The following is a 13,848-nucleotide window of genomic DNA, read 5'->3' as shown; positions in this document are numbered from 1 at the left end:
GGGAAGCGGGGCCGTACGCACACAGCCGATGGGCGCCCGGTGTGCACCGGGCGCCCATCGGCGTCTCCTACGCGTCGTCGCCCGGCTTGATCGGGTCGAACGGGTCACCGCCGTCGCCCGGCGGTGTCGTCTGCGGGGCCGTGGGCGGGGTGCTGGTGGGCGGTGTCGTCGACGGACTCGGCGGCGGGGACGACGACGGCTTCTCGGACGTGGGCGGCGGGGACGACGACGGTTCCTCGGTCGTCGGCTCCTGCGTCGGCTCCTTGGTCGGCGTCTGCGAAGGCGTCGGCGTCCAGGTCGGCTGGACGGCCGCGCCCTGCTCGGTGTCCAGGTCGAACTTGCTGACCTCGCCCATCACACCGAAGGTGTACGCCGCCCAGATCTGTGCGGGGAAGCCACCGCCGTTGACGCGCGGTTCGCCGCCCGCCTTGTACATCGGGACGTGCTTGTACGGGGGTTTGTTGTCCTCCCCGAACAGGCCGACGGACGTGACCAGGTCGGGCGTGTAGCCGGTGAACCAGGCCGACAGGTTGTCATCGGACGTACCGGTCTTGCCCGCGACCTGCTGACCGTCGCGCTGGGGGTTGTTGCGCACGGACGCCTGGGCGGTTCCGTCGTCGACCACGCCGGTCAGCACCGAGGTGACGGAGTCGGCGGCCTCGCGGCTGATGACCTGGTCACCGACCGGGTCGGGCATGGTGACGGTACGGTTCAGGTGCTCCGCCGACTTCAGGACGGCCGGGGTGACCTTCTTGCCGTGGTTGTCGAGGGTCGCGTAGACCCCGGCCATCTCCAGAGGGCTCGCGCCCATGCTGCCCAGGGTCTGGGCGGGCACGGCCTCCATGTTCTCGGTGTCCATGCCGAGCTCGCCGGCGACCTTCACCACCTCGGACATGCCGACGTCGACGCCCATCTGCGCGAAGACGGAGTTGACGGACTTGTTCATCGCCGTCTGGACGGAGATCGGGCCGTAGTCCCGGTCGTCCTCGTTCTCGGGGGCGAAGCCGACCTTGCTGCCGTTGTCGACGACCGGGCGCTTGCTCGTGCCGTCGTAGATCGTGTTCGCCCTGATCGGGGCGCCGTCCTGGGTCTTGGCCTGCCCTTCCAGGGCAGCGGCCAGGATCACCGGCTTGAAGGTGGAGGCGGGCTGGTAGTCCGTACGGGTCGCGTTGTTCACATAGTGCTTGAGGTAGTCCCGGCCGCCGTACATGGCGACGACCGCACCGGTCTTCGGGTTCACGGACGCGGCGCCGGCCTGGACGTCCGCGTCGACCTCACGCTTGTCCGGGTCGAGCTTGCTGTTCAGCTGCCGCTCGACGGACTTCTCGAGCGCCGCCTGCTTCTTCTTGTCGATGTTGAGCGTCAGGGTCCAGCCGCCCTGTTCGATCATCGCCTCCGCCTGCTTCGCGTCCTCGGCGGTGCCCTGGGCGATGAGCTGCTTCTCCAGAGCCGCGTTGGCGGCCTTCACCAGGTAGCCGGTCTGGCCCCCCAGGCTCGGGTCGGCCTTCGGGCTCTTGGGGACCGGGAACGTCATGGCCTCCCGCTCGGACTTGCCGAGCCAGCCTTGCTGGACCATGTTGTCCAGGACGTAGTTCCAACGAGCTTTCACCAGCTTCTTACCGGTGTCGGACGCGATGGCCCAGTCGTACTGGTTCGGTGCCTGGAGGAGCGCGGCGAGGTAGGCACCCTGCTCGACGGTGAGGTCCTTGGCGTCCACGCGGTAGTAGGCCTGTGCGGCGGCTTGGATGCCGTAGGCGCCACGGCCGTAGTAGCTGGTGTTGATGTAGCCGGCGAGGATGTAGTCCTTGGACTTCTCCCGGTCCAGCTTCAGGGAGATGACCAGTTCCTTCAGCTTGCGCGAGACGGTCTGTTCCTGTGACAGGTAGTAGTTCTTGACGTACTGCTGTGTGATCGTGGAACCGCCCTGCGCGCCCTTGCCCGTGACGGTGTTGAGCAGACCGCGGGCCGTGCCCTTCAGGTCCACGCCGGCGTCCTGGTAGAAGGTCTTGTTCTCGGCGGCGACGAAGGTCTTCTGGACGGGCTTGGGCACCTCGGCCAGGTCCACGATCTCGCGGTTGCGGTCACCCGTGCGGGCCAGCAGCGAGCCGTCGCTGTACTTGTAGATGTTGCTCTGCCACTTGGCGTCGGCGTTCCCCTTCGGGATCCCGATCACCATGTACAGCACGATGAAGGCACCCATGCCGAGCAGGCACAGACCGAGGAAGGTGCCGACCATCTTCTTCCAGGTGAAGAGCCTGCGTATGCCGCTCTTCCCGGTCACGGCCGACGAACGGCGGCGCTTGGGTGCCGCCCGGCGCCCACCGCGCTGTCGGGCGCGTCTTTCTTCCGCTCGTCCCATGGGTCCGATCCGCTCCGCTTCGTTCATGTGTGCTCACATGTCACACAGGTTCGCCGCTCAGGTCAGCTCAGAAAGCTAACACCGGGAGATAAGAGATAGGGCTGCCGATCCGGCCCTTTGCGGACGTGACAATCAGCACCCATCCCAACGGAACCGACGTACGAGACACGCGCAGGGTTGCCACGACGGGGAAAAGTGATATCACTTAGCTAGACAGAAGCTATGCAGGAGTGGCTTCGACCGAAGAACGGGGGACCACCCATGTCCACGCACGACACGCAGGTCACGGCCGACGTACCCCAGATGCCGGCACCACGGGTGCGGGAGTTCGCCGCACACAGCATCGGCGGTGGGCTCGCCCTGCTGCTCGGGCTGCTGGGTCTGCTGGCCGGCGCCGGGCTGATCGCGGCCGCCACCTCGGTGGACGGCAGCGGCGCGAAGGCAGGACTGATCATCGGCGGCATCCTGGTCGCGCTCGCGGCGTTCCTCGCCATGTGCGGGCTGAACATGGTGGCGCCGGGCGAGGCCCGGGTCGTCCAGCTCTTCGGCCGCTACCGTGGCACGATCCGGCAGGACGGCCTGCGCTGGGTGAACCCCCTCACCTCGCGCACCAAGATCTCGACGCGTGTACGCAACCACGAGACGGCCGTCCTGAAGGTCAACGACGCCTACGGCAACCCCATCGAGCTCGCCGCGGTCGTGGTGTGGCGCGTCGAGGACACCGCCCAGGCCACCTTCGAGGTCGACGACTACATCGAGTTCGTCTCCACCCAGACCGAGGCGGCCGTGCGGCACATCGCCATCGAGTACCCCTACGACGCCCACGAGGAGGACGGCCTCTCGCTGCGCGGCAACGCCGAGGAGATCACCGAGAAGCTCGCCGTCGAACTGCACGCGCGCGTGGAGGCGGCCGGCGTGCAGATCATCGAGTCCCGCTTCACGCACCTCGCCTACGCCCCCGAGATCGCCTCGGCGATGCTCCAGCGGCAGCAGGCCGGAGCGGTGGTCGCGGCGCGGCGGCAGATCGTGGACGGCGCGGTGGGCATGGTGGAGGCCGCGATCGCCCGCATCACCGAGCGGGACATCGTGGAGCTGGACTCCGAGCGGAAGGCGGCGATGGTCTCCAACCTCATGGTCGTGCTGTGCGGTGACCGTGCCGCGCAGCCGGTCCTCAACACCGGGTCCCTCTACCAGTGACGGTCCCTCCCGAGGGTCCGGGCCCTCAGCGCCGGCCGCAGCAGCAGCGCAAGCAGGTGCTGCTGCGGCTGGACCCGGCGGTGTACGAGGCGCTCGCGCGGTGGGCCGGGGACGAACTGCGGTCGGCCAACGCGCAGATCGAGTTCCTGCTGCGCAGGGCGCTGGCGGAGGCGGGCCGGCTGCCGCGGGAGACCGGGCCGCTGCCCCGGCGGGGGCGGCCGCCCGGGTCTCCGGGAGGCTCGCCCCCCGGCCCCCCACCGGCCTGAACGGACCGGCTCCGGGCTGTTGCGGAACCGTGACAACCCGGCCCGACCTGCACGGCGGTACCGCCCGCCATGATCTACACACTCGGTGTATACACCTTGCGTATACACAGTATGTAGAGTCATCGGCATGTCCATCGGTCACACTCTTCTGGGACTCCTGGAGTCCGGCCCGCGGCACGGTTACGACCTGAAGCGGGCCTTCGACGAAAAGTTCGGTCACGACCGGCCGCTCCACTACGGCCAGGTCTACTCGACGATGTCCCGCCTGCTGAAGAACGGGCTCGTCGAGGTCGACGGCATCGAGGCGGGCGGCGGGCCCGAGCGCAAGCGCTACGCCATCACCGAGGCCGGCATCACCGACGTCGCGCGCTGGCTCGCCACGCCGGAGAAGCCGGAGCCGTATCTCCAGTCGACCCTCTACACCAAGATCGTCCTCGCGCTGCTCACCCACCGCGACGCCGGCGACATCCTCGACACCCAGCGCTCGGAGCACCTGCGCAGCATGCGCATCCTCACCGACCGCAAGCGCAAGGGCGATCTGGCCGACCAGCTCATCTGCGATCACGCGCTGTTCCACCTGGAGGCGGACCTGCGCTGGCTGGAGCTGACCGCGGCGCGTCTGGACAAGCTCCGTGCGGCGGTGACCCGGTGACGATTCCCGCTGGTTCGCTCCTCACCGCCCAGGACCTGCGCAAGGCGTACGGGCCGACGACCGCCCTCGACGGCGCCGGGTTCTCCATCCACCCCGGCGAGGTCGTCGCCGTGATGGGCCCGTCCGGGTCGGGCAAGTCGACGCTGCTGCACTGCCTCGCCGGGATCGTCATGCCCGACTCGGGCTCGATCACGTACCACGGGCGCGAGGTGACCGCGATGAGCGACGCCGAGCGCAGTGCGCTGCGGCGCTCGGAGTTCGGGTTCGTGTTCCAGTTCGGGCAGCTCGTGCCGGAACTCACCTGCGTGGAGAACGTCGCGCTGCCGCTGCGGCTGAACGGGTCGCCCCGCAAGGAGGCCGAGCGGACCGCGCTGGCCTGGATGGAACGGCTGGAGGTCGACGACCTGCGCAAGAAGCGGCCCGGTGAGGTCTCCGGCGGTCAGGGACAGCGGGTCGCCGTCGCCCGCTCGCTGGTGACCGACCCGCGGGTGGTCTTCGCCGACGAGCCGACCGGCGCGCTCGACTCGTTCAACGGCGAGCGCGTGATGGAGCTGCTCACCGACGCCGCCCGGTCGGCCAACGCCGCCGTGGTACTCGTCACGCACGAGGCGCGGGTGGCCGCGTACTCCGACCGCGAGATCGTCGTACGGGACGGCAGGTCGCGGGACATGGAGCGCGTCGTATGAGCGTCAGACAGTGGAGCCGGGACCTGGGCATGGGGGCCCGGTTCGCCTTCGCCGGCGGACGCGAGGGGTGGACCCGGGCGCTGCTCACGGCCGTCGGCGTCGGGCTCGGAGTGGCGCTGCTGCTGCTCACCACCGCCATCCCGAGCGCCCTGGCGGAACGGGACCGGCGCGAGGAGGCGCGCAGCGACCACACCTTCAGCCAGCCGAAGATACCGAAGGCCGACGACACCCTGATCGTCCTGGACTCGGACACCACGTTCCGCGACCAGGACGTGCGCGGCCGGATGCTGGAGGCGGAGGGCCCGCGGGCTCCGCTGCCCCCGGGCATCGCGCGGTTCCCGGCCGCGGGCGAGATGGTCGTCTCCCCCGCGCTGAAGGAGCTGCTCGCCTCCGACGACGGCAAGCTGCTGCGGGAGCGGCTGGACTACCGGATCTCGGGCACCATCGGCGAACAGGGCCTGGTCGGCTCGCGGGAACTCGCCTACTACGCGGGCGGCAAGGGACTCGCGGAACGGCTGGAGGGCTCCGCCAACGGGGCCCGGATCGACAGCTTCGGCAACCCGGACCTGAGGTCGCCCGACCCCTGGGACCCGGTGCTGCTCCTGCTGATCCTGGTCGTCTTCGTGGTGCTGCTGATGCCGGTCGCCGTGTTCATCGCCGCGGCCGTGCGCTTCGGCGGCGAGCGGCGCGACCGCCGGCTGGCGGCGCTGCGGCTGGTCGGCTCCGACAGCCGGATGACCCGGCGGATCGCCGCCGGCGAGGCGCTCGCCGGTTCGGTGCTGGGGCTCGTCCTCGGAGCCGGCTTCTTCCTGCTGGGGCGGCAACTGGCGGCATCGGTCGAGGTGTTCCGGGTCAGTGTGTTCCCGAGCTATCTGAACCCCTCGCCCGTGCTGGCCGTCCTGGTCGCGGTCACGGTGCCGGCGGCCGCGGTCGTGGTGACGATCCTCGCCCTGCGCGGGGTGGTGATCGAGCCGCTCGGCGTGGTCCGCACGGCCAGGCCCGCGCGGCGCCGGCTGTGGTGGCGGCTGCTGCTGCCGCTCGGCGGGCTCGCGCTGCTCTTCCCGATGATCGGGCAGGGCGACGACGGCGGGGAGTTCAATCAGTACCTCGTCGTCGGCGGCGTGATGCTCCTCCTGGTCGGCGTCACCGCCCTGCTGCCCTGGGTGGTGGAGACGGTCGTGGCCCGGCTCGGCTCGGGCGGGGTCGCCTGGCAACTGGCCGTGCGCAGGCTTCAGTTGAGCAGCGGCGCGGCGGCCCGGATGGTCAACGGCATCGCGGTGGCGGTGGCCGGGGCGATCGCGCTGCAGATGCTGTTCGCCGGGGTGGAGGGCACCTACACCAGGGCGTCGCAGTACGACATCACCCGGGCCCAGATGAGCGTGGACGTGCCGGACGGCAGAGACGCCGCCCCCGTCGCCGCGCAGTACCGCGACACCGAGGGCATACGCAAGGTCACCGCCCTGTCCGACGTCCATCTCGGCGACCGTCGCGGCGAGGACGAGTCCCTCATCCAGATCACCGTTGCCGACTGCGCTTCGCTGCGCGAAGTGGCCACGCTCCCCGGCTGCCGTGACGGTGACGTCTTCGCGGCCAAGGGCTCGGAGTACGACAGCGAGAGCGAGCGCCTGGCCAAGCCCGGCACGACCCTGTGGACCGAGTCGGAGGACTCCGGCCGCCCGGGCGACCGCGCGGTCTCCTGGACCGTGCCACAGGACATCCGGCAGGCCGAGTCCCGCGAGGACCCCACCGGCTACGAGCGCGGGGGCATCCTGATCACCCCCGGCGCGCTGCCCGAGAAGCTCAAGGGGCTCATCTCCACGCGGCTCTTCCTGAGCGTGGACACCTCGGTGCCGGACGCCTACGACCACGTGCGCAACACGGCGGCGCGGCTCGACCCGACGTCCCAGCCGATGACCTGGCACAGCATCGAGACCAACGACCGCTACGCCGCCATCCGCACCGGTCTGTCCGTCGGAGCGGCGTGTGTGCTGGCCCTGATCGGGGCGAGTCTGCTGGTCTCGCAGCTGGAGCAGTTGCGCGAACGCCGCAGGCTGCTGTCGGCCCTGGTGGCCTTCGGCACCCGGCGCCGCACCCTCAGCCTGTCGGTGCTGTGGCAGACGGCGATCCCGATCGGGCTGGGCCTGCTGCTCGCCGCGGCGGTGGGCATGGCACTGGGCGCGGTCCTGCTGCGGATGACGAACACGTCGGTCCGGGTGGACTGGCCGAGCGTGCTGTCGGTGACCGGCATCGGCGCGGGCGTCGTCCTGGCGGTGACGCTGCTGAGCCTGCCGCCGCTGCTGAAACTGATGCGGCCGGACGGGCTGCGGACGGAGTAGGTCCTCCTACGGGGCGTCAGGCGTCCCGGTCGACGACCCGGACGGGCAGCGGCCGCAGCGCCTGGCGCAGGGCGGCCGCCAGCTCCTCGTACTCCGCGCCGCGCGCGGCCCCCACCCGCATCGCCAGGGCGATCCGCCGGGTGGGGGCCGGGTCGGCGAAGTACCCCGTGAGGAGCTGGTTGCTGCGGGAGATCTCGACCTTCAGGGCGGTGCGCGGCAGCAGCGTGACGCCCAGCCCGCCCGCGACGAGCTGCACCAGGGTGGACAGCCCGGCGGCGGTCGTGGTGACCGGCACATCGTCGCGGCCGGCCTCCCGGCAGATGTCGAGGGCCTGGTCGCGCAGGCAGTGCCCCTCGTCCAGCAGCAGCAGGTTCAGCTCGCGCAGCGCCCCGCGCGGAATGCCCTCGCGTCCGCCGAGCCAGTGGTCGAGCGGCGTGACGAGCACGAAGTCCTCGTCGAACAGCGGCAGTTCGGCCACGCCCGGCACGCCCAGCGGCACGGCGAGCAGCAGCAGATCGAGTCGGCCGCCGGCGAGGCCGTCGAGGAGGCTGGCGGTCTGCTCCTCGTGCACCTGGAGGTCGAGGTGCGGATACCGCTCGTGGACGAGCCGCAGGACCGTCGGCAGCAGATAGGGCGCGACCGTCGGGATCACTCCGAGCCGCAGCACCCCGGTGAAGGGCGCCCGCACCGCCTCGGCCTCCTCCATGAGGGCGCCCACCTCCCCCAGGACCGCTTTGGCCCGTACGGCGATCCGCTCACCCTCGGGTGAGAGCAGCACCTTGCGCGTCGTACGCTCGAGGAGCGTCACTCCGAGTGTCTCCTCCAGGGCCGACACGGCACCCGAGAGGGCGGGCTGGCTCATGCCGATCGCCGCGGCCGCGTCCCGGAAATGAAGGTGCTCGGCCACCGCCGCGAAGGCCCGGAGCTGGGCGAGGCTGGGCTGTCTGCGCTGATTACCGACCGTCACTGATAACTACCTCCGATCAACCAGACCGAGTGTAGCTATTTCTGTAATCAATCGAGCCTGTGCCAACATCAACACCGTCCAACCCATGGGAAACGCCCGCGATCCGGGAGTTTCTTCGCTGCAAGGAGTGTGTGTGCTCACCGTCGGTGACAAGTTCCCCGAGTTCGACCTGACCGCCTGCGTCTCGCTGGAGAAGGGCAAGGAGTTCCAGCAGATCAACCACAAGACCTACGAGGGTCAGTGGAAGGTCATCTTCGCGTGGCCCAAGGACTTCACCTTCGTGTGCCCGACCGAGATCGCCGCCTTCGGCAAGCTGAACGACGAGTTCGCCGACCGCGACGCCCAGGTGCTCGGCTTCTCCGGCGACTCCGAGTTCGTCCACCACGCCTGGCGCAAGGACCACGACGACCTGCGCGACCTGCCGTTCCCGATGATGGCCGACTCCAAGCACGAGCTGATGCGCGACCTCGGCATCGAGGGCGAGGACGGCTTCGCCAAGCGCGCCGTGTTCATCGTGGACCAGAACAACGAGATCCAGTTCTCGATGGTGACCGCGGGCTCGGTCGGCCGTAACCCGAAGGAGGTCCTCCGGGTCCTGGACGCGCTCCAGACGGACGAGCTGTGCCCCTGCAACTGGTCGAAGGGCGACGAGACCCTCGACCCGGTCGCGCTGCTCTCCGGGGAGTGATCTGACATGTCGCTGGATGCCCTGAAGTCCGCCGTACCGGACTACGCCAAGGATCTGAAGCTCAACCTGGGCTCGGTCATCGGCAACTCCGACCTGCCGGCCCAGCAGCTGTGGGGCACGGTGCTGTCGACGGCGATCGCCTCGCGCTCCCCGATCGTGCTGCGCGAGCTGGAGCCGGAGGCGAAGGCGAACCTGTCGGCGGAGGCGTACACGGCGGCCAAGGCCGCCGCCGCGGTGATGGCGATGAACAACGTCTTCTACCGCACCCGCCACCTCCTGACGGACCACGAGTACGGCAACCTGCGCGCGGGCCTGCGGATGAACGTCATCGGCAACCCGGGCGTCGACAAGGTCGACTTCGAGCTGTGGTCCTTCGCCGTCTCGGCCATCAACGGCTGCGGCATGTGCCTGGACTCCCACGAGCAGGTGCTGCGCAAGGCCGGTCTCGACCGCGAGGTCATCCAGGAGGCGTTCAAGATCGCTTCCGTGATCCAGGCGGTCGGCGTCACGCTGGACGCCGAGGCGGTCCTGGCCGGGTAATCCCCGGCCGCACGCCTCGCACCGCAGGGCCCCGCCCACCTGACACCGGTGGACGGGGCCCTGCTGGTGTGTCGGGTGCCGACTACTCCGGCGGCGTCCCGGGGGCGGGCTCCGCACTCACCGCCGTGGCCCCGCGGGGCCGCACCGAATGCCGGAGCGCCGCCTTCTGCGCGGAGGAGCGCAGATATCCGGCGACCGTGTTGGTCACCGCCACCAGCGGCACGGCGACGACCGCACCGCCGATCCCGGCCACCATGCCGCCCGCCGCGACCGAGAGCACGACCGCCAGCGGATGCACCCGCACGGCCCGCCCCAGGATGAACGGCTGCAGGATGTGCCCCTCGATCTGCTGCACCGCGAGCACCACCACCAGCGTCATGACGGCCGTGAACACCCCCTGGGTGACCAGCGCGACGACCACGGCGAGCGCACCGGAGACCACCGCACCGACCAGCGGGATGAAGGCGAACAGGAAGATGAACACGGCCAGCGGCACCGCCATCGGCACATCGAGGAAGTAGATGCCGAGCCCGATGAAGATCGCGTCGATCAGCGCGACGATGACCGTGCCCCGCACATACGCCGTCAGCGTCCGCCACGCCGCCGGACCGGCCCCGGCCACCCCCGGCCGCGCCGCCGCCGGCACCAGCTTCAGCGTCCACTCCCAGACCCTCTTGCCGTCGTAGAGCAGGAACAGCGTCGAGAAGACCGCCAGCAGGATTCCGGCGAGCGCCTCGACGACGACCGTCACGCCTTCCAGGCCCGCCGAGGTGATCTGGTCCGTGTTCGCCCCGACCGCTTCGCGCAGGTTCTTGGCGATCTCGTTAATCTGTTTGTCCGTGACGTGGAAGGGGCTGTTCAGCAGCCAGTTCCGCAACTCGTCGATGCCGTCCTGGATCTGGCCCGAGAGGTCGTCGATGTTCTCCATGACCTGCCAGGTCACGAACCAGCCGATGAGGCCGATGACGACGAAGCCGAGGATGGCCGTCAACGCCGTCGCCGGCCCGCGCGGCACGCCGTGGCGCCGCAGACGCGCCACCGTCGGCTGCAGGATCGCCGTGATGAGCAGCGCGATCACGAACGAGAGCACCACGAGCTGGACGGCGCTGATGATCCGCATCAGCACCCAGACGGTGCCCGCGAGGATGAGGAACCGCCAGCCGACCTCGGCGGCGACCCGCACCCCCCACGGCACGGCCAGCGCCGGATCGGGCCGGGGGGCGACGTCGGGCGCGTAGTCCGGGGGCGGCGGAACGTACTCGCCGGGGAGGGCCGGGGATTCGGGGTCGTCCCGCTCCCGCTCGGCCTCGGCACGGCGTTCGTTGTAACGCTCGCTGATCTCGGTCAGCCCGGCACCGAACCGGCCGAGCCACCCTGGCACTCGCGACATGATCCGTCCTCTTCCCCCGTCTCAGCGCACCACTCCCCCGGAGTCGGTCCCGTCCGACCGTACAGGGCGAGAGCCCCGCACCGGACGACGGTGCGGGGCTCTCGTGAGGCAACGGGATCGGCCGTGGGGCCGGTCGGCTCAGTACCAGCGGTTGGCCTGCCAGAACGACCAGGCCTCACAGGGGCTGCCGTAGCGGTCGTTCATGTAGCTCAGGCCCCACTTGATCTGGGTGGCCGGGTTGGTCCGCCAGTCGGCGCCTGCGGACGACATCTTGGAAGCGGGCAGCGCCTGGAACATGCCGTAGGCCCCTGAAGAGGGGTTGACCGCCTTGTAGTTCCAGTCGGACTCGTGGTCCACGATGTTGCTGAAGCACTGGAACTGACCCGACGGCACCATCTGCCGTGCCATCGCCTGGAGCTGGGCGATGCTGTAGGAGCTCGCGACGGGGAAGTCGGAAATGTCCTTGGAGCGGCTGGCGGCGGCCTTGGCCTCCGCACGCTCCTTGGCTGCCGCCTCGGCGGCCTTGGCGGCCTTCTCGGCGGCTTCCTTCTTGGCGATGGCCGTCTCGGCGGCGGCCTTGCGGGCGGCCTCCTCGGCGTCCTTCTTGGCGCTCGCGTCCGCCTGGATGGCCTGCGCGTCGGCCTGCTGCGTCAGGGACGCGGTCTGCACCTGGGCCTGCTGGCCCGCGGGGATGTCCGCGAGCAGGGTGGTGCCGCTGGCCGTCGCTTCGGCGTCGTTGTTCTGCGCGGTGCTGCCCGAGGCAACTCCGACGACGCTTCCGACAGCGGTGACCGCCGTGGCCGAAGCCACTGCGAATCCCCGGACCGAGATCCGGCTCACACGGTTTTCCTTCCAGCATCGCCCGCTTCGGTGACCCTCGCGGACGCAATCGTGCCCCTGGCACTGGCCTCCCCAACTGCGGGGTCACGGGAGGCGCGGGCCCGGTGGGCAACTCCCGCGAGGGGAGCGCCGCGTATTGCTCGGGCGGCATACGACAACGCTATGCAGTTGGTGCTGTTGCTTCGGTGGTGCCGTACCGCTGGGGATACAGGTGTGTCGTATGCGGGGCCTGACAGGACTGAGACTCTGCCGTAACCCGACGGGGCAAGGCAATTCCGAGTTGCGTGTGAAAGCTCACATCCCGTTTGGCGCGGGAGATTCACAGGAACACCCACATGCGAAGGCGCCGCCCGGCTAGGCTCTTCGCCTTTTCCGGACGGCGCCAACTATCGCATAACCGGCCCTACTTACCGGGGACGGTCAGACCTGCCCGTCTTCGAGCATTTCGGTCACAAGAGCGGCGATCTGGGACCTCTCGGACCGTGTCAGGGTCACATGCGCGAAGAGCGGATGCCCCTTCAGCTTCTCGACGACGGCGACGACACCGTCGTACCGGCCGACCCTGAGGTTGTCCCGCTGGGCCACGTCATGGGTGAGGACCACCCGCGAATTGGCCCCGATCCGGGACAGAACGGTGAGAAGCACATTCCGTTCCAGCGACTGCGCCTCGTCCACGATCACGAACGCGTCGTGCAGCGAGCGGCCGCGGATGTGGGTGAGCGGCAGGACCTCCAGCATCCCGCGCGCGGTGACCTCCTCGATGACCTCGCGGGACGTGACGGCCGAGAGGGTGTCGAAGACCGCCTGGGCCCAGGGGCTCATCTTCTCGGCCTCGGAGCCCGGCAGATAGCCCAGTTCCTGCCCGCCCACCGCGTACAGCGGACGGAAGACCATCACCTTCTGGTGCTGACGGCGCTCCAGCACCGCCTCCAGGCCCGCGCACAGCGCCAGCGCCGACTTGCCGGTGCCGGCCCGGCCGCCCATCGACACGATCCCGACGTCCGGGTCGAGCAGCAGGTCGAGCGCGATCCGCTGCTCGGCGCTGCGGCCCTTGATGCCGAACACCTCACGATCCCCGCGCACGACACGGATGGTGCCCTCCGCGGTGACCCGCCCGAGCGCCTTGCCGCGCTCCGACTGGATCATCAGGCCCGTGTGCACCGGCAGGTCGGCGGCCTCGGGGACGTAGACGTGGCCCTCCTCGAAGAGGATGTCCACCTGCTCGCCGGGCAGGGTCAGTTCGGACATGCCGGTCCAGCCGGAGGAGTCCGTGATGGCGAGTTCCGCGCGGTACTCCTCGGCGAGGAGTCCGACGGAGGACGCCTTGATCCTGAGCGGGAGGTCCTTGGACACGACGGTGACGTCGAACCCCTCGGCCTGCAGATTGCGGGCGACCGCGAGGATGCGGGAGTCGTTGTCCCCCAGGCGGTAGCCGCTGGGCAGCACACTGGGGTCCGAGTGGTTGAGCTCGACACGGACGGTCCCGCCGAGATCCCCGATCGGGATGGGGGCGTCGAGGCGACCGTGCCGGACCCGGAACTCGTCGAGCAGGCGCAGCGCCTGCCGGGCGAAGTAGCCGAGCTCGGGATGGTGCCGCTTGGCCTCCAGCTCCGTGACCACGACGATGGGGAGCACGACCTCGTGCTCGTCGAAGCGGTTCAGGGCGTTCGGGTCGGCCAGCAGGACGCTGGTGTCGAGAACATAAGTGCGCCGGTCTGGCTTGTGGCGCTTTGTGCTGGTCACCACGGAAGGACGTACCCCCTCGGATGAGGTCGGGGAGCGACGGTATGGAGCTGGACCGGTCGTCGGCCGCCCTGCGCGGGCCGAAAACCGGCCCTCCGCCTCTTCGTCCGTGCGGTGACCGCACGATCGGGCTGGTGCAAAGGGCCTCCCGGGCGGACGGCCCCGTGCCGTCCGCTGAGATCCG

The 13,848-nt window shown here is 69.8% G+C and carries 12 protein-coding genes; 7 read left to right on the top strand and 5 right to left on the bottom strand.

What is annotated here, in order from left to right:
- Positions 1-67: 67 nt before the first annotated feature.
- A complete protein-coding gene (locus tag QNO09_RS08715; protein WP_283969481.1) occupies positions 68-2,359 on the bottom strand; it encodes a transglycosylase domain-containing protein in 2,292 nt (763 codons plus the stop codon).
- Positions 2,360-2,620: 261 nt separating this feature from the next.
- Between QNO09_RS08715 and QNO09_RS08710 the strand changes: the two genes are divergently transcribed.
- The 5 genes from QNO09_RS08710 (at position 2,621) to QNO09_RS08690 (ending at position 7,496) form a co-directional block, all read left to right on the top strand.
- Positions 2,621-3,556, top strand: coding sequence for an SPFH domain-containing protein (locus QNO09_RS08710; protein WP_283969480.1), 936 nt, complete (start codon positions 2,621-2,623; stop codon positions 3,554-3,556).
- Complete coding sequence (locus QNO09_RS08705; RefSeq protein ID WP_283969479.1) at positions 3,553-3,822, top strand: type II toxin-antitoxin system antitoxin; 270 nt, start codon at positions 3,553-3,555, stop codon at positions 3,820-3,822. Before QNO09_RS08710 ends, QNO09_RS08705 begins: the two co-directional genes overlap by 4 nt.
- Positions 3,823-3,949: 127 nt before the next feature.
- The gene (locus QNO09_RS08700; protein ID WP_283969478.1) at positions 3,950-4,474 is read left to right on the top strand and encodes a PadR family transcriptional regulator; all 525 of its coding nucleotides are present in this window, start codon (positions 3,950-3,952) and stop codon (positions 4,472-4,474) included.
- Positions 4,471-5,160, top strand: coding sequence for an ABC transporter ATP-binding protein (locus tag QNO09_RS08695; protein WP_283969477.1), 690 nt, complete (start codon positions 4,471-4,473; stop codon positions 5,158-5,160). The genes QNO09_RS08700 and QNO09_RS08695 overlap by 4 nt, the downstream gene beginning before the upstream one ends.
- The gene (locus QNO09_RS08690) at positions 5,157-7,496 is read left to right on the top strand and encodes an ABC transporter permease (protein WP_283969476.1); all 2,340 of its coding nucleotides are present in this window, start codon (positions 5,157-5,159) and stop codon (positions 7,494-7,496) included. The genes QNO09_RS08695 and QNO09_RS08690 overlap by 4 nt, the downstream gene beginning before the upstream one ends.
- A gap of 16 nt (positions 7,497-7,512) precedes the next feature.
- On the opposite strand, the gene QNO09_RS08685 is transcribed toward QNO09_RS08690, so the two are convergent.
- Positions 7,513-8,463 carry a LysR substrate-binding domain-containing protein gene (locus QNO09_RS08685; protein ID WP_283969475.1) on the bottom strand — a complete coding sequence of 317 codons (951 nt, stop codon included), beginning with the start codon at positions 8,461-8,463 and terminating at the stop codon, positions 7,513-7,515.
- Positions 8,464-8,596: 133 nt separating this feature from the next.
- Between QNO09_RS08685 and QNO09_RS08680 the strand changes: the two genes are divergently transcribed.
- Both QNO09_RS08680 and QNO09_RS08675 read left to right on the top strand, forming a co-directional pair.
- The gene (locus QNO09_RS08680) at positions 8,597-9,151 is read left to right on the top strand and encodes a peroxiredoxin (protein ID WP_190195680.1); all 555 of its coding nucleotides are present in this window, start codon (positions 8,597-8,599) and stop codon (positions 9,149-9,151) included.
- Positions 9,152-9,157: 6 nt separating this feature from the next.
- Complete coding sequence (locus QNO09_RS08675; protein WP_283969474.1) at positions 9,158-9,691, top strand: alkyl hydroperoxide reductase; 534 nt, start codon at positions 9,158-9,160, stop codon at positions 9,689-9,691.
- Between the two features lie 82 nt (positions 9,692-9,773).
- Here QNO09_RS08675 and QNO09_RS08670 read toward each other — a convergent pair whose 3' ends face one another.
- The 3 genes from QNO09_RS08670 to phoH2 all read right to left on the bottom strand — a co-directional run bounded on the left by QNO09_RS08670 (position 9,774) and on the right by phoH2 (position 13,667).
- Entirely contained in the window at positions 9,774-11,081 is a 1,308-nt protein-coding gene (locus QNO09_RS08670) for an AI-2E family transporter (RefSeq protein ID WP_283969473.1), read from the bottom strand.
- Between the two features lie 138 nt (positions 11,082-11,219).
- On the bottom strand, positions 11,220-11,921 hold the full coding sequence (locus QNO09_RS08665; protein ID WP_283969472.1) for an aggregation-promoting factor C-terminal-like domain-containing protein: 702 nt from the start codon (positions 11,919-11,921) through the stop codon (positions 11,220-11,222).
- A 420-nt stretch (positions 11,922-12,341) separates the two neighbouring features.
- Positions 12,342-13,667: an RNA 5'-3' helicase PhoH2 gene (phoH2, locus tag QNO09_RS08660; RefSeq protein WP_283969471.1), complete on the bottom strand. Its 1,326-nt coding sequence runs from the start codon at positions 13,665-13,667 to the stop codon at positions 12,342-12,344.
- Positions 13,668-13,848 lie beyond the last annotated feature (181 nt).

The sequence above is a fragment of the Streptomyces sp. 378 genome (assembly GCF_030124145.1).
Lineage (GTDB): Bacteria > Actinomycetota > Actinomycetes > Streptomycetales > Streptomycetaceae > Streptomyces.
The sequence above is the reverse complement of the archived record's forward strand: the minus strand, read 5'-3'. Positions and strand labels throughout refer to the sequence as shown.